Annotated in this window: 17 protein-coding genes; 4 read left to right on the plus strand and 13 right to left on the minus strand. The window is 65.3% G+C overall.

The features are described 5' to 3' along the window. Positions 1-3: 3 nt before the first annotated feature. The 8 genes from pdxY to hemW form a co-directional block, all read right to left on the minus strand. The gene (gene pdxY / locus HMPREF0307_RS09705) at positions 4-861 is read right to left on the minus strand and encodes a pyridoxal kinase PdxY (RefSeq protein ID WP_066492397.1); all 858 of its coding nucleotides are present in this window, start codon (positions 859-861) and stop codon (positions 4-6) included. A 49-nt stretch (positions 862-910) separates the two neighbouring features. Beyond that, positions 911-2,557 (minus strand): CTP synthase, encoded by a 1,647-nt coding sequence (locus HMPREF0307_RS09710; RefSeq protein WP_066492401.1) that lies wholly within the window; start codon positions 2,555-2,557, stop codon positions 911-913. Positions 2,558-2,687: 130 nt separating this feature from the next. After that, positions 2,688-3,290, minus strand: a complete 603-nt coding sequence (gene ybeY / locus HMPREF0307_RS09715) for an rRNA maturation RNase YbeY (RefSeq protein ID WP_066492403.1) — start codon at positions 3,288-3,290, stop codon at positions 2,688-2,690. Next, complete coding sequence (locus tag HMPREF0307_RS09720) at positions 3,287-4,264, minus strand: PhoH family protein (protein ID WP_066492405.1); 978 nt, start codon at positions 4,262-4,264, stop codon at positions 3,287-3,289. The genes ybeY and HMPREF0307_RS09720 overlap by 4 nt, the downstream gene beginning before the upstream one ends. Positions 4,265-4,274: 10 nt before the next feature. After that, positions 4,275-4,997: a 16S rRNA (uracil(1498)-N(3))-methyltransferase gene (locus tag HMPREF0307_RS09725; RefSeq protein WP_066492407.1), complete on the minus strand. Its 723-nt coding sequence runs from the start codon at positions 4,995-4,997 to the stop codon at positions 4,275-4,277. After that, complete coding sequence (gene dnaJ, locus HMPREF0307_RS09730; RefSeq protein WP_066492409.1) at positions 4,998-6,140, minus strand: molecular chaperone DnaJ; 1,143 nt, start codon at positions 6,138-6,140, stop codon at positions 4,998-5,000. A gap of 49 nt (positions 6,141-6,189) precedes the next feature. Next, positions 6,190-7,218 carry a heat-inducible transcriptional repressor HrcA gene (gene hrcA, locus HMPREF0307_RS09735; RefSeq protein ID WP_066492415.1) on the minus strand — a complete coding sequence of 343 codons (1,029 nt, stop codon included), beginning with the start codon at positions 7,216-7,218 and terminating at the stop codon, positions 6,190-6,192. 5 nt (positions 7,219-7,223) lie between these two features. Further along, positions 7,224-8,375: a radical SAM family heme chaperone HemW gene (gene hemW / locus HMPREF0307_RS09740; RefSeq protein ID WP_066492417.1), complete on the minus strand. Its 1,152-nt coding sequence runs from the start codon at positions 8,373-8,375 to the stop codon at positions 7,224-7,226. A 130-nt stretch (positions 8,376-8,505) separates the two neighbouring features. Here hemW and HMPREF0307_RS09745 point away from each other — a divergent pair, with 130 nt between their 5' ends. Together HMPREF0307_RS09745 and HMPREF0307_RS09750 are read left to right on the plus strand one after the other, a co-directional pair. Next, positions 8,506-9,873 (plus strand): hemolysin family protein, encoded by a 1,368-nt coding sequence (locus HMPREF0307_RS09745; RefSeq protein WP_066492420.1) that lies wholly within the window; start codon positions 8,506-8,508, stop codon positions 9,871-9,873. Further along, positions 9,866-10,906: a CNNM domain-containing protein gene (locus HMPREF0307_RS09750; protein WP_066492422.1), complete on the plus strand. Its 1,041-nt coding sequence runs from the start codon at positions 9,866-9,868 to the stop codon at positions 10,904-10,906. Before HMPREF0307_RS09745 ends, HMPREF0307_RS09750 begins: the two co-directional genes overlap by 8 nt. A gap of 91 nt (positions 10,907-10,997) precedes the next feature. On the opposite strand, the gene HMPREF0307_RS09755 is transcribed toward HMPREF0307_RS09750, so the two are convergent. From HMPREF0307_RS09755 to HMPREF0307_RS09765, 3 genes are all read right to left on the minus strand, one after another. After that, complete coding sequence (locus HMPREF0307_RS09755; RefSeq protein WP_066492425.1) at positions 10,998-11,897, minus strand: endonuclease domain-containing protein; 900 nt, start codon at positions 11,895-11,897, stop codon at positions 10,998-11,000. A gap of 98 nt (positions 11,898-11,995) precedes the next feature. Next, positions 11,996-12,679, minus strand: coding sequence for a hypothetical protein (locus tag HMPREF0307_RS09760; protein WP_066492427.1), 684 nt, complete (start codon positions 12,677-12,679; stop codon positions 11,996-11,998). Between the two features lie 116 nt (positions 12,680-12,795). After that, the gene (locus HMPREF0307_RS09765; protein ID WP_066492428.1) at positions 12,796-14,628 is read right to left on the minus strand and encodes an AMP-dependent synthetase/ligase; all 1,833 of its coding nucleotides are present in this window, start codon (positions 14,626-14,628) and stop codon (positions 12,796-12,798) included. 76 nt (positions 14,629-14,704) lie between these two features. Between HMPREF0307_RS09765 and malQ the strand changes: the two genes are divergently transcribed. Then, positions 14,705-16,777, plus strand: coding sequence for a 4-alpha-glucanotransferase (gene malQ / locus HMPREF0307_RS09770; RefSeq protein ID WP_231725148.1), 2,073 nt, complete (start codon positions 14,705-14,707; stop codon positions 16,775-16,777). Here malQ and HMPREF0307_RS13195 read toward each other — a convergent pair. Further along, positions 16,767-16,928 carry a hypothetical protein gene (locus HMPREF0307_RS13195; protein WP_168162255.1) on the minus strand — a complete coding sequence of 54 codons (162 nt, stop codon included), beginning with the start codon at positions 16,926-16,928 and terminating at the stop codon, positions 16,767-16,769. The two genes, malQ and HMPREF0307_RS13195, sit on opposite strands and share 11 nt — an antisense overlap. Then, positions 16,912-17,091 carry a hypothetical protein gene (locus HMPREF0307_RS09775; RefSeq protein ID WP_066492429.1) on the minus strand — a complete coding sequence of 60 codons (180 nt, stop codon included), beginning with the start codon at positions 17,089-17,091 and terminating at the stop codon, positions 16,912-16,914. The genes HMPREF0307_RS13195 and HMPREF0307_RS09775 overlap by 17 nt, the downstream gene beginning before the upstream one ends. Before the next feature lie 25 nt (positions 17,092-17,116). Between HMPREF0307_RS09775 and HMPREF0307_RS09780 the strand changes: the two genes are divergently transcribed. Then, entirely contained in the window at positions 17,117-18,343 is a 1,227-nt protein-coding gene (locus HMPREF0307_RS09780; RefSeq protein ID WP_066492432.1) for a carboxylesterase family protein, read from the plus strand. Positions 18,344-18,345 lie beyond the last annotated feature (2 nt).

An 18,345-nucleotide genomic window follows, 5' to 3' on the forward strand; every position in this document is an offset into this window, starting at 1 on the left:
CTGCTAGAGATCCTCGACGTCGGTGACGGAGAACTGGAGCTGCGGGTGCTCGAAGTAGTCCTGGGCAGCGATGAGGCACAGCTCGTCCGACTCGGCCTCATAGGTGACGTTGAGCAGGTCCCAGACGGAGGACGCGGTGGCCTTGAGCGCGGCCTTCGCGTCACGAGTCTTGGCGTAGTGGCCGGTAAAGAGCGCGGCGGTGACGTCGCCGGAGCCGTTACGCTTGAACGGCAGGCGCGGGGTCGCAACGATAAAAGCGCGGTCGCCGTCCACGGCGAGCATCTCGATGGAATCCTCCGGGGTCTCCGGGCGGTTGACGGAGGTCACGAGCACGGTGCGGGGGCCGATCTCCTGGGCGACCTTGACGGCCTCGAGGGTCTGCTCAAGGGTGCCGGTCTCGTGCTCGGTGAGGTAGCCCAGCTCAAACTGGTTGGGCGTAATGATGTCCGCGACGGGAACCACCTTGTCGCGCAGCAGCGGCGGGATCTCGTCCGAGACGAAGCAGCCGGACTTCGCGTTGCCCATGACCGGGTCGCACGCGTAGAGGGCGTTGCCGTTGACGGCCTTGATGCGGCGCACGGCGTCGACGATGGCGCCGGCGATGTCCGAGCCGCCCTGGTAGCCGGAGAGGATGGCATCGATCTTGGGGAAGGCGCCGCGCTTCTCGATGCCGTCGACAATCGAGGTCACCTCGGTGCCCGGAATCATCGGTCCGCCCCAGTCACCGTAGCCGGTGTGGTTGGAGAAATTCACCGTGTGGATGGGCCACACCTCGTGGCCTGCGCGCTGAAGCGGGAACACTGCGGCGGAGTTGCCGACGTGGCCGTAGGTGACGTGGGACTGAATCGACAGAATATTCATGGGGCTTATTGTGCTACGAAGCACGGACGCGTACCAAGTATTTGGCGAATTACTTGTCGGTCTTCGTTGTCTCCTCCCCCAGGGCGGCGCCGATGAGGCCGGTGAACAGCGGGTGCGGGCGAGTCGGGCGCGACTTATACTCCGGGTGCGCTTGGGTGGCGACCATGTACTTGTGGTCGGGGTACTCCACGAACTCGACGAGGTTGCCGTCGGGCGAGGTGCCGGAGAAGACGAGGCCGGAGCCCTCCGTGATCTGCTCCTTGTACGCGTTGTTGACCTCGTAGCGGTGGCGGTGACGCTCGGAGACCTGCGTGGTGCCGTAGGCCTGGGCGACCGCGCTGCCCTCGGCCAGGACGGCCGGGTAGGCGCCCAGGCGCATGGTGCCGCCCAGATCTGCCTCGCCGGCCACGGCCGCTTTCTGCTCGGCCATGGTGGCGATGACTGGGGTGCTGGTGGTGGGGTCGAACTCGGTGGAGGAGGCATCGGAAAGCCCGGCGTGGTGGGCGGCCTCGAGCACCATGGACTGGAGCCCCAAGCACAGGCCGAGGAAGGGCACGTCGTTCTCGCGTGCGTAGGTCACGGCGGCCAGCTTGCCTTCGATGCCGCGCACGCCGAAGCCGCCGGGGACGATGATGGCATCGAGGTCCTCGAGCTCGCTCGTGTCCTCGGCGATGGTGTCAGCGGCAATCCAGCGGACGTTGGCCTTGGCGTGGAAGGCGAAGGCGGCGTGGCGGGTGGCCTCGGCCACGGAAAGGTAGGCGTCCGGCAGGTCGATGTACTTGCCCACGATACCCACGGTGACCTCGCGCTGGGGGTTGTGGACGCGGTCGAGGAGGTCGCGCCACTGCGTCCAGTCCACGTCGCGGAAGGGCAGGCCCAGCTTACGGTTGACGAAGGTGTCGAGATGCTCGCGGTAGAGGACCTCCGGGATGTCGTAGATGGACGGGCTATCCGGGCAGGAGGTCACGCCCTCTTTCTCGATGTCGCACATGAGCGCAATCTTGGCCTTGAGCGGGGCCGGGACCTCACGGTCGCAGCGCAGGACCACGGCGTCCGGCACGATGCCGATGCCGCGCAGCTCCGCCACGGAGTGCTGGGTGGGCTTGGTCTTGAGTTCCCCGCTCGGCGCGAGGTACGGCACGAGGGAGCAGTGGATAAAGAAGACGTTGTCGCGGCCCACGGTGTGGCGGACCTGGCGCACGGCCTCGAGGAAGGGCTGGGACTCGATGTCGCCCACGGTGCCGCCGATCTCGCTGATGACGACGTCCGGGGTGTTGCCCTCGGCGTCCGGTTCGCTCATCGCGATGACGCGGGCCTTGATTTCGTCCGTGATGTGCGGGATGACCTGGACGGTCTTGCCCAGAAACTCGCCGCGACGCTCCTTGGCGATGACGGTCGAGTACACCTTGCCGGTGGTGACGTTCGCGTTCTTGGTGAGGTTGCGGTCGAGGAAGCGCTCGTAGTGGCCCAGATCCAGGTCGGTCTCGGCGCCGTCCTCGGTGACGAAGACCTCGCCATGCTCGAACGGGTTCATGGTGCCCGGGTCCACGTTGAGGTACGGGTCGAGCTTTTGCATGGTGACGGACAGGCCGCGGGCGGTGAGCAGCTGGCCCAGGCTGGCGGCGGTGAGCCCCTTGCCCAGCGAGGAGACAACGCCTCCGGTGACGAAAATGAACTTAGTCGGCGTAGCAGACATGGGGGGTCCTCCTTGACGGAGACGGACCTGCGTGTACCGCGAAAAATGCGACATCCCGCAGGTGAACTATTTACCTACGGGATTTCAGGATAACACGGAACGTGAAAATTCAACAATAAGAAGACAGATATTACTCCCCGTGCGGCTCCCCCACCGCCGGAATCCCACCACCGGGCACCTGCTTGTCCAGGTTCGCGCGCTCGGCGGCGTCCGGGAAGGCCTTAGGGCCGGAGGGCTTCGGTTGGAAGCTCAAGCCGCGTTCCTTCACGTCGTCGTACCAGTCCGCGAGCAGCTCGTTCTGGAGGCCGAACATTTCCTTCTCTTCGGCTGGCGTCGCGTGGTCGTAGCCCAGCAGGTGGAGGCACCCGTGGACGGTGAGCAGGGCCAGCTCGTGTCCCAGCGAGTGGCCGGCGGCCGTGGCTTGACGCTGTGCGAACTCGGGGCAGAGCACGATGTCGCCCAGCATGGCGGGGCCGGGAGCGGCGGCATCGGGACGCCCGCCCGCAGCCCCCGGGGTGATCTCATCCATGGGGAAGCTCATGACGTCGGTCGGGCCGTCGAGATCCATCCAGCGCACGTGCAGATCCGCGATGGTCGCAAGATCCACGGCGGTGATGGTGCACTCCGCGTCCGGGTTCACGTCCATGCGGCCGAAGGCGTAGGAGGCAACGTCGATGAGCATTTCTTCGTTGACGCCGTCGTAGCCGCACTCGTTCAAAAACTCGATGCTCATTCTTGGTCCTTCTTCCGTTCTTGCTCTGCGTCGAAGCGATCGTAGGCACCCACAATGCGACCCACAAGCTGGTGGCGCACCACGTCGTCGGCGCCCAAGTCCGCGAAGTAGATATCGTCAATGCCGTCGAGGATGCGGCGCACGATGCGCAGGCCAGAGACATGACCGCGCGGGAGGTCGACCTGTGAGATATCGCCAGTGACCACGATCTTTGAGCCGAAGCCCAGGCGCGTCAAGAACATCTTCATCTGCGCAGGCGTGGTGTTCTGCGCCTCGTCAAGGATGACGAAGGCGTCGTTTAACGTGCGGCCACGCATGTACGCCAGCGGGGCGACCTCGATGATGCCGGCCTCCATGAGCTTGGGGATGATCTCCGGATCAAGCATGTCGCGCAGCGCGTCGTACAGCGGGCGCAGGTACGGGTCGATCTTGTCGTTCAAGGTGCCCGGCAGGAAGCCGAGCTTCTCCCCCGCTTCCACGGCCGGGCGGGTCAAAATAATGCGCGAGACGTCCTTATTGTGCAGCGCCTGCACGGCCTTCGCCACGGCGAGGTACGTCTTACCGGAACCGGCCGGGCCAATACCGAAGACGACCGTGTTGTTATCGATGGCGCGCACGTACTCGGACTGGCCGACGGTCTTAGGCCGCACGGTCTTGCCGCGGCGCGAGACAATATCCGCGGCGAGCGCCGCGGAGACCGACTGCGGGGCCTCGACGGCGACCATCTTCACGGCGTGCTTGACCGTCTCCGGGGAGATGGTGTGGCCGCGGCGCGCGATAGACTCGAGCTCGTCGAGAACCTTGGCCGCACGCGCGACCTCGTAGTCCGGTCCCGTGATGGTCACGGTCGTCCCGCGTGCGAAAAGGTCCGCATCGAGCTGATTGTTGAGGACCCGCAGGTTGGCATCCGCCGTGCCCAGCACGGCGGCGACATAGGCGGAGTCCACCTCTATCTTCTGAGTGATAATTGGCACGAGCCCCAATCTACCAGCGCGAGGTCCGCACCCCGATGGCGGCCAAGGCCACCATTGCTGCCGATGCCGTCCGCAAGACCTCCGGCCCCAGCTTCACCGCCGTAGCCCCCAGCTTAGCCAGCTCTGTGCTGCCGATGCCGCCCTCCGGCCCGATGAGCAGGTACACCGTTCCTTGTAACTCGACATCGCGCAGCGATGTCGTTGCGTCTTCGTGGAGGACGTAGGCAGTCTCGCCATTGATGAGCTCGGCGACCTGTGCGGTGCTTAAGGGACCGGTGACCTCGGGCACGCGCGCCCGGCGCGACTGCTTGGCGGCAGCGGTCGCCGCAGACTGCCACTTGGCGAGCGCCTTGGGAGCCTTCTTCGCGTCCCACTTGGCGATGCACCGGTCCGCCTGCCACGCGATGATCCCATCCGCGCCGGCCTGCGTCGCGAGGTCGACGGCGAGCTCGGCGCGCTCGGACTTGGGGATCGCCTGGATGACAATGACCTTGGGGTCAGGCTCGGGGATGGTCTCGATCTCGTCGACGCGCGCGACGAGCGCGTCCTTGCCGCGCACCTCGGTGACGGTGACTGTGGCGAGGCGCCCGGCGGCATCGGCAAGCTGGATGCGCTCGCCGGGCGCGACGCGCTTGACGGTGACGGCATGGCGGCCCTCGGGCCCGGAGAGCTCAACGATATCACTCTCGCTCGCGCCAGCGAGCGATTCTACGCGGAAGACGGCAAGGCTCATTTAGCGGCGGAACCTTGCGCGCAGGCGGTCGAAGAAGCTGTCTTCCTCGTCCTCGGTGTGGATGGCGGTGGTGTGCTCGGTGCGGTCGCGGACCTCTTCGAGCAGCTCGCGGGACTTGGAGTCGAGGTCGGTAGGCACGACGACGTCGACGTGCGCGAGCAGGCGGCCGCGGCCGTCCGTGCGCAGGCGCGGCATGCCCTGGCCCTCAACGGAGATTGTCTGGCCCGGCTGCGTGCCCGGCTCGATCTCGACCTCGAGGTCCGTGCCGTCGAGCTGCGTGACGGTGAAATTCGTGCCCAACGCCGCGTCGACCATGGGGACGCGGACCGTGACGTGCAGGTCGTCCGCGTCACGCTCGAAGACGGGGTGGCGCTGCGTGTGGACCTCGACGAAGAGGTCGCCAGCCGGGCCGCCGCCGTGGCCGACCTCGCCCTGGCCCGACATGCGAATGCGCATGCCGTCGCCGATGCCAGCCGGGATATTGATGGTGAGGTCGCGGCGCTTCTTTACGCGGCCGTCGCCACCGCAGTGGCCGCAGGGGTCCTTGATGACTTCGCCGTAGCCCTGGCACGTCGGGCAGCGGTGGGAGGTCATAACGTTGCCGAGGAAGGAACGCTGGACCTCCTGAACCTCGCCGGCGCCGTGGCAGGTCTCGCAAGTCACGGGCTTGGAGCCGGACTCCGAGCCGGAGCCGTGGCACGTATCGCAGAGCACGGCCGTGTCGATGGTGACGGGCTTCTTCGCACCAGCAAACGCCTCTTCGAGCGTGATCTGGGTGCGCAGCAGCGCATCCGAGCCCGGCTGCACGCGCGAACGCGGGCCGCGAGACGCCGCGCCGCCACCGAAGAACTCGGCAAAGATGTCGCCCAGGCCGCCGGTATCGAAGCCGCCGGCGAATCCGCCGCCAGGCATGGACCCGCCCTGCTCCATGGGGTCGCCGCCGCGGTCGACAATCTGGCGCTTCTGCGGATCAAGCAGGACCTCCTGGGCGAGCGAGGCCTCGCGGAACTTCTCCGCGGCCTCCGCGTCGTCCGGGTTGAGATCCGGGTGGTACTTGCGCGCTAGCTTGCGGTAGGCCTTCTTAATCTGTTGATCGGTAGCGTCTTTGTCCACGCCGAGAATGCCGTAATAATCACGAGCCACGGGAAATTACCAGTCCTTTACTCAATCGTCTTCGGGGATCGTTGCGAGTTTACTCGCCCGCCACGATGTCACTCACATAGCGTGCAACAGCAGAAACCTTGGAAATTGTTCCCGAATAGTCCATAAACGTCGGTCCCACGACGCCCATGCCGCCCAGCGCCGCGCCGTCAGTGCCGTACGCGGTGGCGACGACGGACGAGCCGCGCAGGCGATCCTCCTCATGCTCCTCGCCGATAACGACCGAGACGTTGCCCAGATCCGGGACCTTGGACAGCAGCTTGAGCACGACGACCTGCTCCTCGAGGGCCTCGATGATCCCGGGCAGGCGCTGCGGGAAGTCGCGGGCCACGCGCGTGAGGTTCGAGGCACCCGCAATGATGAGCCGGTCCGCGGGGTGCTCGACGAGTGTTTCGATGAGCGTCGTCGCACAGTTGAGCACATGGCCGCGCAGGTCGAGCGGCGCCTGCTCGGTAAGCTGCGCGAGCTCCACGGAGGCCTCGTCGAGCGTGCGGCCCTCGAGCGCCTGGTTGAGCAGGTCGCGCAGGCGCGCGACGTCGTCCGGCTCGATGATCTGGTCGAGCTCGACGTTACGCTGGTCCACGCGGCCGGCGTCCGTGATGAGCACGAGCAGCAGTCGCACCGGGGAGAGCGCCACGACCTCGCAGTGCTTGACGCGCGAGACCTTGAGGTTCGGCATCGCGACGACGGCGGCTTGCTTGGTGAGCTGCGCGAGCAGCCGCACGGAGCGGCGCAGCACGTCTTCCAAGTCCACGCCGTTCTCGAGGAAGTGCAGGATGGCCTGGCGCTCCGGCTTGGACAGCGGCTTGACGTCGTGGAGCGTGTCGACGAAGTGGCGGTAGCCCGCCTGGGTGGGAACGCGCCCTGACGAAGAGTGCGGCTGCGTGATGAGCCCGGCGTCCTCGAGGACCGCCATGTCATTGCGAATGGTCGCCGAGGACACGCCCAGCTGGTGGCGCTCGAGCAACGCCTTGGAGCCCACCGGCTCCTGGCTCGCAATGAAGTCCGAGACGATGGCGCGCAGGACCTCGCGGCGCCGCGCTTCGGTTGAGGTAGACATGCCCGTTAGTGTACTTCGTCGCCTCGTTCCTCGGCGACGAGCAAGTCGGTGATTATGCCGTCAGCGAGCAGGCGGCCTTCCTTTGTTACTCGCAGGCGACCGCCTGCGAGTTCGAGGAGACCGCTGTCGATGAAGCGGTCACGGGTCTGCGTCGCGTTGTCGCTTATCCAGTCCGCCGGGATGCCCTCCCGCAGGCGCAGGCCGAGCATCACCTTTTCCTCGTGGCGTTCCTCCGGCGTGAGCGTCTCTGATTCTTTGATGGGCAGCTCGCCGTGCGCGAGGGTGTCGACGTAGCGGCGCGGATGCTTGACGTTATAGAAGCGCTCGCCGTCGAGGTGCGAGTGCGCGCCGGGGCCGGCTCCCCACCAGTTGCCATCGACCCAGTAGATGCGGTTGTGCTGGCACTCCCCGCCGGGCTTCGCCCAGTTGGAGACCTCGTACCACTGAAAACCTGCGGTTTCCAGAGTCTCGGAGATGAACTCGTAGCGGCGCGCGAGGACGTCCTCGTCCGGCGCCGGCAGCAGCCCCTTCTTCACCTTGCGGGCCATGCGGGTGCCGTCTTCGACGATGAGCGAGTACGCGGAGACGTGGTCGACGCCGGTCTCAAGGACACGGTCCAGGGTTTCTTTGACCTCGTCATCCGTTTCCGTGGGCGTGCCGTAAATCATGTCGAGATTCACATGCTCGAAGCCTGCGTCTTTCGCCTCGCGCGCGGCGTCGAAGGCGCGGCCGGGCGTGTGGACGCGCTCAAGGATTCTTAAGACGTGCGAAGACGCGGACTGCATGCCCAGCGAGATACGCGTGAAACCGGCGTCGCGGAGCGCCGCGAAGTACTCGGGGCTCGTGGATTCGGGGTTCGACTCGGTCGTCACCTCGGCGCCGGGCTGGAGCCCGAAGGTGTCCTTGACCTTGTTCACAATGCGTGCAAGGCCTTCCGAACCAAGCAGGGAGGGAGTGCCTCCGCCGATAAAGACGGTATCGGCACGCTGAGGCGCGCGAGCAGCGGCCAGCTCAAGTTCGCGGTCGAGCGCGTCGAGGTAGGCGCCGATGAGTTTGGTGCCCCCTAATTCATTCGGCGTATAGGTATTGAAGTCGCAATATCCGCAGCGTGAAGAACAAAACGGGACATGGATATAAACGCCAAACGGAGGATTCATAGCGTTTTAGCCTAGCGTGCGTGTACGCTATTTCTCATCTTTTAATCTGCTACCTGAAGAAAGGCACTACCGAGGTGGAACCTCCGAGTCGAAGTCCCCGTTTCCTGAAGCTTAGGAGCGGGGTCTAGCCATGTGGACTGCAATCGGCATGATTGTCCTAGGCATTGTTGTCATTGGCATCATCATCGCGTTTAACGCGTATTTCGTGGCCCAAGAGTTTGCGTTTATGAACGTGGACCGCGCGCAGCTGCGCACCATGGCGGCACAGGGGGATAAAAAAGCAGAGCGCGCGCTCATGCTCACCCACCGCACCTCGTTCGTGCTCTCCGGCTCGCAGCTGGGCATTACGGTCACCGGCCTGTTGGTGGGTTATATCGCAGAGCCCCTCGTGGGCAACGGCCTGGGCGAGCTCCTCGGCGGCGTGGGCATCCCGCGCGCGGCGTCGGTGACCGTCGGCACGGTGGCAGCACTCGCCTTGTCGACGGTGGCGTCCATGGTCTTCGCGGAGCTGTTCCCGAAGAACTACGCGCTCGCCACGCCCATGAAGGTAACGATGGGCATTACCAACTCGACGAGCTGGTACTTGCGCATCTTCGGCCCGCTCATCCACTTCTTCGAGTACGCCTCCAACGGCCTGCTGCGTCTGTTCCGCATTGAGCCGGTCGAGGACCTCGATTCCTCGGCGACGACGGAAGACTTTGAATCCATCGTGGACAACTCGCACGAGTCTGGCACCCTGGACGAGAACACGTACATGGTGCTCGACCGTCTGCTCGACTTCCCGGAACATGACACGGGCCACGCGATGATTCCGCGTTCGCGCGTGGACGTTGTCGACCCGGACACCACGCTGGGCGAGGTGCGCGAGATGATGGCTGAGAACCACACGCGCTACCCCGTCATCGATGACGAGCACAATCCGATTGGCGTCGTGCACCTCTATGACGTGCTCGAATCGACACTGCCTTCCGACGCACACGTCACCACGCTCATGCGCGAGGCCGTCGTCGTGCCGGAGCTCATGGACCTGCCGGACACGGTGAAGGAGCTGCGCGATTCCTCCGAGAAGCTCGCGTGCGTCATTGACGAATACGGCGGCTTCATCGGCATCGTCACCATGGAGGACCTCGCAGAGGAAATCCTCGGCGACGTCACGGACGAACACGATCTTGAGGAAACCGAGGAAATCACGGAGACGGACGACTCCCACTGGATCGTGGACGGCGACACGCCCATCGATGAGATCGAGCGCGCCGTGGGCCACGACCTGCCGGATGGCGACTACGAGACCATCGCGGGCCTGCTCATCGCACAGTCCTCCTCTCTGCCGGAGGAAGGCGAAGAGTTCTCCGTCGAGCTCGAGGCCGAGCCGGAGGACTGGGTCGAGGGCGACGATGCCCCCACCCGCCGCCTCCACATCACCGTCCAGGAGGTCGAGCGTCACGTCCCGTCCTCCCTTGCTCTGGAACTTATCGAAGAGGAGGCCGACAATGACTGATTTGATCATCACCATCCTCATCCTCATCGCGTCCGCGTTCTTCGTCATCATCGAGTTCGCCACCATGGGCGCGCGCCGCAACCGCCTCGAGGAAACCGCGGAGACCTCCCGCGCTTCTCGTGCCGGCCTGCGCTCTCTCAACGAACTCACCATCATGCTCGCCGGCGCGCAGCTGGGCATTACCGCCTGCACGCTGATCCTCGGTGCCGTGACCAAGCCATGGGTGCACCACTTGCTCATGCACCCGCTCGAGGCGCTCGGCCTCTCGCTGGGCATCGCGGACGTGGTCGCGTTCATCCTCGCGCTGTTCATCGTCACCTTCATCCACCTCGTCATCGGCGAGATGGCCCCAAAGTCCTGGGCGATTACCCATCCAGAGACGGCGCTGCAGCTCATCGCAGTTCCCGCGCGCGGCTTCATTTGGGTCTTCCGCCCGCTGCTCACGTGGATCAACACCATGGCCAACCACATGGTCCGCGCCGCCGGTGAAACCCCGGTCGACCGGGCGGGTGCGGCTGGCTACGACCCGGAGACGCTGCGCAATCTCGTCGAACACTCCCGCCAAGTCGGCACCATGGACGATGAGTCCGCGAACCAAATCACCGGCGTCATCGAGCTCGAGTCCGCCACGGCCGCCGACATGGCGCGCGCCCACGGTTCCCAGATCGTGCCGCTGCCCGCGGATGCGACGGTCGCCGACCTGCAGCGTCTCGTGACGTCCAAGCACATCATGCGCGTCCTCGTCTTCGACCGCGCCCGCAATGTCCGCGTGGTCCACGTCCGAGACACTCTGCTCGCTTCCCCGGACACGAAGGCGCTCGAGTTCTCCCGCCCCGCCGTCATCGTGACGCCCACCGCCACAGTGCAGCGCACGCTCGATCTCATGCGCGCCCGCGGCGAACAGCTCGTCATGGTCGGCCGCCCGAGTTCCGACAACGCGGCCTGGATCCTCACGTGGGACGACATCATGGGCCAGCTGTGGCCGCAGATTACGGAGCAGCTGGATCAGGCGGCTCCGCCGGCGGCGTCGTAGCCCCTCGAGGCGCACGCGCCGGAGACCTCAAGAGTAAACCAGAAGAAGTGAACCACTCGAAAAATTGATCGAAAACTTCACTTCTTCTGGTTTACTTCTGTTTTGCGTTCACCTCGCTGAGGGCCTGCTCCAGTAGGGCGAGACACTGCTGTGGTTTCGTAAGCAACTGCCGCGGAGAGAAACGCAGCACTCGGTGGCCACGGTTGGTGAGTTCCTTCTCCCGTTTGCGCTCCGCGACGATGACCGACTCTGGGCGCTCACCGTATTTGCTGTCGCCATCGATTTCGACGACAAGCCCGCCAGGCATGAGGAAGTCGACCCGATAGCCATAGAGCGAGACTTGTTCGCGCCAGCTCACTAGGCCGGCAATCTCAGTGTCGAGGAGCAGCGCACGGAAATAAGACTCGTAAGGCGACTCGGTGTCGTTACGCGCAGCGGCGAAAGCCCGACGGGCATGTGCAACTCCTTTGTGCCGTGCTGCACGCGCAATGGCTTTCTGCAAGGCAGAAGGGTGGCCGCCGTTGCTCAAGAAGCAATCCATCGCCGCGAGACCGGCCGCGAAGCCCTCCCAGCACGCAATATCAACGCAGGTACGCGGAGCCGCTGTCACGCGGATGCCATGGAGCTCAACGATATCCTCGGGGAAAACTCGCCGTTTGAGATAAAGAGTGTGGGGTCCCCATGCACCACGCGGACGCCGGCCACCGGAAGGCAACACGACATGGACGCGCTCTTCCTTTGCCGCAATTACCCATAGTCCGTGAACCCGCGCAGCGGAACGCCCCGCGAGCACGCCGCCGCGCAGCTCGCGACCTATGGCCAGAGTGCGGAGATGGTGCTGCTGATAGGCGGGCATCTCCGACCACGCGCCACGCGCCACGGCGTGAGCATTGCCGAGACGCAGGTAGGCGCCGTCAGAGATTCCGTCGATAAGGGGTCTCGAGGCTTTCGGATCTCCGGGGATTCGGATGATTACTTCGTGAAGGTTCATACCTCCTTAGACCGCAGCACGCCGCGAAAGGTTCCGGATAAGGCTCGACTCCCCGCAGCGGAAGAGGGAGTGCTGCGGGGAGTCGAAGAATGTGGGGTTTAAGCCGTCTGGCCCTTCTTACGGGCGGCGGCACGCTTCGCGGCAACCTTGGCCACGATGGCGTTGACGCGGGCGCGTTCCTCGAGGAACGGCGGCGGGTTGTGGCCACGCATGGCGCGGGCATAGGCAGGCTGGGCGTGGACCACGGTGTGGAGCCAGCCCTCGACCGCGGTGGCGACGGACTCGCCGGAGCGGCGGTAGAGCTGCGGGAGCGAGACCATGTCGAGGTTGCGGGCGACGGCATCGGTTTGCTCAAGGACGTACTCGACCATGTCACGCAGGTAGTCCGTGACGAGGAACGTGCGGCCTTGGAGGGCGTGGGCCATCTCGGAGATGACCTGGGGTCCTTCGAGCGGAAACTTGAGCGTGAGAGTGCGGGCCGTGACGTCGCGTGGGGCTTCGATGTCGAAGTCGCCAGTGACGGCCGCAGAGATGGTGCCGGCGCGTACGCCCGAGACGAGCGCGTGGCGCAGGCCGATGAGTTCGCCTACGACGCGGCCGGAGTCGCGGCGGGCGTCACCCACGATGTCGTGGAGCTCGGCCAGACAGTCGAGGGTGAGTTCGTCGTCCCAGTCTTCGATGGCCTCGATGAGGTGCTCGATGTATTCGACAACCTCGTCGCCGATGTTGTAGAGCTCCTGGGTGAGCTCGCGGTGACGCAGCTCAGCGGCGATTTTGTGCACCCGCGCACTCCTTTCAAGACCTCTAGTAAAGGTTGAGGGTTTTGCTCAACGGGTGAAACTCTATCGGGTGCCGCGCGGATTAACTGTGCGACACTCCGATGGATTTCACAGGAAATCTAACGCTGGTAAATGTGGTCGATGGCATCCGCGTAGCGTTGCGCCACGACGTTGCGCTTGACCTTCATCGTCGGGGTGAGCTCGTTTTCCTCTTCCGTGAGGTCGGTTTCGAGGATGAAGAACTTCTTAATGCCCTCGGCATGGGAGACCGTGGAATTGACCTGGTTGATGGCGTCTTGAATCTCGGCGCGGAGGGTGGCATCGGTAGCAAGCTCCTTCATGGAACGGCCCTCCGGGATGTTGTGAGCCAGGCGCCAGCGAGCCAGGGCGTCGTCGTCGAGGGTGACAAGCAGGCCGATGAATGGCTTGCCGTCGCCCACCACCATCGCCTGGGAGATGAGCGGGTGGGAGCGCAGCTGGTCCTCCATGGGGCCCGGCGAGACGTTCTTGCCGCCGGCGGTGACGATGAGGTCCTTCTTGCGGCCGGTGATGATGACCTTGCCTTCGTCGTTGATTTCGCCGAGGTCGCCCGTGTTGTACCAGCCGTCCTGGATGGACTCGGCGGTGGCCTCCGGGTTGTTCCAGTAGCCGTCAAAGACGATGTCACCCTTGATGAGGATTTCACCTTCGTCGTTGATCTTGATGGACACGCCCTCGAGCGGCGGGCCGACGGTGCCGATGGTCTGGTCCACGAAGTCGACGGCGGCGGCCGCGGCGACCTCGGTGAGACCATAGCCTTCATAGACCGGCACGCCCAGGCCTCGGTACCAGTGGAGGAGGTCCGGGCTCATGGCGGAGCCGCCGGTAATCGCGTACTTGACGTCGCCGCCCATGGCCGCGCGGACCTTGGAGTAGACGAGCTTGTCAAAGATGGCGTGGCGGGCCTTGAGCAGGCGGGACGGGCCCTCCGGCAGGTCGAGCGCCTTGGAGTATTCGATGGCAGTGGCCTCAGCGCGGGCGAAGATGGCCGCCTGGGCCGGGTTCGCAGAGGCCTTCGCAGCCGCTGCGTTGCGGACCTTCTCGAAGACGCGCGGGACGCCGAGGATGAGGTTCGGGCGCGAGCGGGCGAACTCAATCGTGATGGTCGAGAAGTCAGACCAGTGGTTCTGCGAGGCGCCGCCGATGGCCACGGCGAGCGAGACCGCACGGGCGAGCACGTGGGCAAGCGGCAGGAACGTGAGCACGTGAGAACCCGGGACGGCGATGGCGCCGATGGGGTTGGTGAGCAGGCCACGGGCCTCCGCCAACCAGTTACGGTGGGTGATGATGCAGCCTTTGGGGCGGCCGGTGGTACCGGAAGTGTAGACGAGCGAGGCAAGATCCTCCGTCTTCGTCCCGTGAATGCGCTCCCAGACCTGGTCATCGGAGACCTCGCGGCCCTCGAACTTGAGGGTGGCGATGGCCGAGGAGTTGATTTCGAGCATGCGGCGCAGCTGCGAGGGCGAGCCCTTGATACCCGGCTGGCCGTCCTCGCCGAGGACGAGGTGGCGCATGAGCTCGGAGTGGTCACGGGTCTCGGTAATAGCGAGCACGGCGCCGGAGTCTTCGACAATCCACTGAATCTGGGACAACGAGGAGGACGGGTAAATCGGCACGCTTACGGCACCCGCGGCCCAAATGGCGAAGTCGAGCAGCGACCACTCGTAGCGGGTATTCGACAGCAGGACCACGCGGTCGCCGTGCTCAACACCCGACGCAATGAGGCCCTTGGCCACCTCGAAGACCTCGTCTACGAATTCTTTCGCGGTGACGTTAACCCACTCGTAGTTGGCCGGTCGGGTAAACATGACGCCGTGCGGGCGCGCCTTGGCGGTGTCCATCATGGCGGTGAGACACGTTTCGCCCGGCTCGATGGTAAACGGGGCGGGCGTGGTGGCTTCCTGCAGGGTCATGGGCGAAACTCCTTGTAGCGCGATAAATTTGCTATTCACCACTCTAGCAACGCTTCAAGATGGCACAATCGGGTTCGTGATTAATTATGAGCTGCTAAGCGAACTCGCCGGACGGTACGGCGTCGCCACCGGGTATACCTCCGCGGGCGGCCAGTACATCGTCACCCCAACCTCGTCTATTCTCTATACCCTCACCGCGCTCGGTGTGAACGTGAGCTCCGATCCTTCCGATGAGGAGCTCACGCGCCTGCTCTTCGAGGAGTACCAGACCCGTATGTCACGGCCGCTGCCTGCATGTGTGGTGACGACGTCGGGGCACGAGAAACGCTTCGACGTCCACGTCCACGCGGGCATGGAAGCCCGTGTCGAGATTCGACTGGAGGACGGCGGCACGCGCGAGGTCTACCAGGACGAGAACATGCAGCCGGACGCTGACGTCGCGGGCCAGATGTGGGGCGAGGCCACCTTCCACGTCCCGGGCGACCTGCCGCTGGGCTACCACGAAATTGAACTCGTCTCCGAGGGAATCACTGCCACGTGCCCGCTCATCGTGACCCCCACCCGCCTGTCCACCGTGGACCAGTACCTCGAGCACCCGACCGGCGGCGTCATGGCACAGCTCTACTCGGTGCGCTCCGCCGAGTCCTGGGGCATGGGCGATTTCCACGATCTGGGCGAGCTCGCCCAGACCCTCGCCCACGACGCTGGGGCGGACTTCCTGCTTATCAACCCGCTCCACGCCGCCGAGCCCTTCCCACCGGTCGAGGACTCCCCGTACCTGCCCACCTCGCGCCGCTACGTCAACCCCATCTACCTGCGCGTCGAGGACGTCCCGGAGCTGAACAACCTCTCCCCCGACGAGCTTTCCGATGTCGCCGAGCTCGCCGAGGAATTCCGCGCCCGCAACCAGTCGGCTGGGGAAATCGTGCGCAACGACATCTTCGAGGCAAAGCTCCAGGCCCTCCATGCGATGTTTGGGCACCCGCTCAGCGACGAGCGCGCGGTGGCCTTCGGCGAGTACCAGGCCCGCGAGGGCCAGGCGCTGCGCGACTTCGCCGTGTGGTGCGCGGAGCAGCACCTGGCGCGCGACACGGGCCGCCGCCACGCGATGACGGAAGGCCTCACCGAGCTCACGGATTTCTATGCGTGGCTGCAGTTCCTCTGCGACGAGCAGCTCGCCGCGGCGCAACAGAAGGCGATCGATGCGGGCATGGGCATCGGCCTCGTCACCGACCTCGCGGTGGGCATTCACCCGGGCGGCGCAGAGGCGGTGAGCTTGGCGGATTACCTGGCGCCGGCGGCATCGGTAGGCGCCCCGCCGGACGAGTACAACCAGATGGGCCAGGACTGGTCCCAGCCGCCATGGCACCCTGTCCGTTTGGCGGAGGCGGGCTACAAGCCGTGGCGCGACATGATGGCCACGGTGCTGCGCAACGCCGGCGGCGTGCGCGTCGACCATGTGCTCGGCCTGTTCCGTCTGTACTGGATTCCGCGCATGCAGGCGCCGACGATGGGCGCGTATGTCGCCTATGACTGGGAGGCGATGCTCGGCGTGCTCACGCTCGAGGCCGAGCGCGCTGGCGCGGTGCTCATTGGCGAGGACTTGGGCACGCTCGAGCCGTGGGTCTTGGATGCGCTCGCGTCGCGCGGTGTCATGGGCACGTCCATCGTGTGGTTCGAGCACGCCTCGGACAATGTGAGCGCGCTGGCACAGCAGGACTACCGCGCGCTGGCGCTCGGTTCGGTGGGCACGCACGATCTGCCGCCCACGCTCGCGTACTTGGCTGGCGAGCACATCACGCTGCGCGCCCGCCTGGGCCTGCTCACGCGTCCGGCGGACGAGGAGCTCGCTGGCGAGCGCGAGTGGATGGACCGCGTCCTTGCCGTCGCCGCGCCGGGTGCCGAGACCGAGCGCGAACAGCTCGTGGCGCTGCACAAGTTTATGGCGGGCACGCCGTCGGCGCTCACGTGCACGAACCTCGTGGACATGGTGGGTGACCGCCGCGCGCAGAATATGCCGGGCACGACGCACGACACCTACCCCAACTGGTGCATGCCACTTACGGATCCGGACGGCAAGCCGGTAATTATCGAGGACCTCGCGGGCCTCGAGCTCTTCCAACAGGTCGCGGAAGCGTCTAGAAGATAAAGCCGAGCACGGCGGCGATGAAGATCAAAGCGAACATCGCCAGCAGGGTGGGCGCGACGCGGGACTTGGGCAGCGCCCGCTTGCGCTTGACCGGGCGGCGCTCCGGGTCCCACAGGCCCTCGCGCGGATCATTGTTATTCGGCGTCGACATGGTGCTTTATTCTAGCCACCCGGTCAATGCAGAACATGAGCACCCACGCCACAGCGACGAAGGCGGGCACCACCGTCACCGTGAGGATGAGCATCTGCACCGCGATGGGCGCCTCCACCATCCACTGGGAGAAGGCGTCCAGGACCTCGCGCAACCATTCCATGGGGAGCAATTGTAGTCTTTAAGGCATGCACGAGTTGAGCATTGAGGCCCCCAGCGGCACGTTCCGCGGCACCGCGGAAGGCGGAGTCCGCTACTTCCACTCCATCCCCTACTCGCATATCCCGAGTCGCTTCGCGGACGCGGAAAAGCTGGGTGACCAGGGCATCGTCGACGCGCGCGAGCCGCAGCCGGACGCAGTGGCGCTCACCATCACCACACCGGAGGACGCCTGCGACGCCCCCGTCATCGTCTATATCCACGGCGGACGCTTCGAGTCGGGCACCCACGAAGATCCGCGGGCCGAGGGCAGCGCGAATGCACGGGCTGGCATCGTCGAGGTGCAGCTCGGCTACCGCGTGGGCCTGGCGGGACTCGCGAAATTCCCCGAGGACGAGTACTTCCGCTACCGCGCCATCGACGACGCGCAGCTGGGCCTCGAGTGGATCCAGCGCAATATCGAGGCCTTCGGCGGTGACCCCACGAATGTCACGCTCGTCGGTCAATCCGCGGGCGCGACCATCGGCCTGTGGCTCGCGCGCCGGGACCACTACCGCGGCGCGTTCCGTCGTCTCGTCGCGCTCTCGCCGTGCTACCCACGCGAGCCCTTCGAGGCACGCAAGGCCACCCTGCGGCAGTTTCTCAAGGTGCCCATTACGCGCGCGGGCCTGGACAAACTCACCGACGAACAACTCGCGGCCGGCTACGCGAAGTTTCGCAAGAAGTTTGGCTTCGACATGGCGCTCGGCCCCTACCCGCTCGACCCGACGCAGCTCGCGGATATTCCCATCGTGCTCGGTTCCACGCGCGAAGAGTTCGCCAACCTCGGCGAGCGTTTCGACCGCGCGCCGTTTCCCAAGGCGATTGGCTGGTATATTGCGCCCAAGTTCGGCATGCGGCGCGAGCGCTTCAGCACGTGGGCAGACCTCGCGGGCACGAAGGGCATTGTGGGTCGGCTCATCGGCGACGGCTGCATCCGCCGCTGGGTCGAACTCGTGGGCCACAACGTGAACACGTGGATGGTCGAATTCGTTCGTGACGGCAACGCCTTGCACTGTCAAGAGCTGCGCCCGCTCTTCGGCGTCACCGAGTCCCCACTCACCGGCTGGCTCCAGCGCCTCGCACGCACCGGCGAGCCGGGCTTCGAGCCGTACCAGCCCGAGCACGCCGTGTGGCGCTTCAACCTCGACACCGGCGAGGCGACCACCACGTACGGTGCGCTCGACTACGTGGGACAGGCGTTCCAGGAGGACTAAAC

Origin of the sequence: Corynebacterium sp. DNF00584, assembly GCF_001552965.1 — a bacterium.
Classification (GTDB): Bacteria; Actinomycetota; Actinomycetes; order Mycobacteriales; family Mycobacteriaceae; genus Corynebacterium; species Corynebacterium phoceense.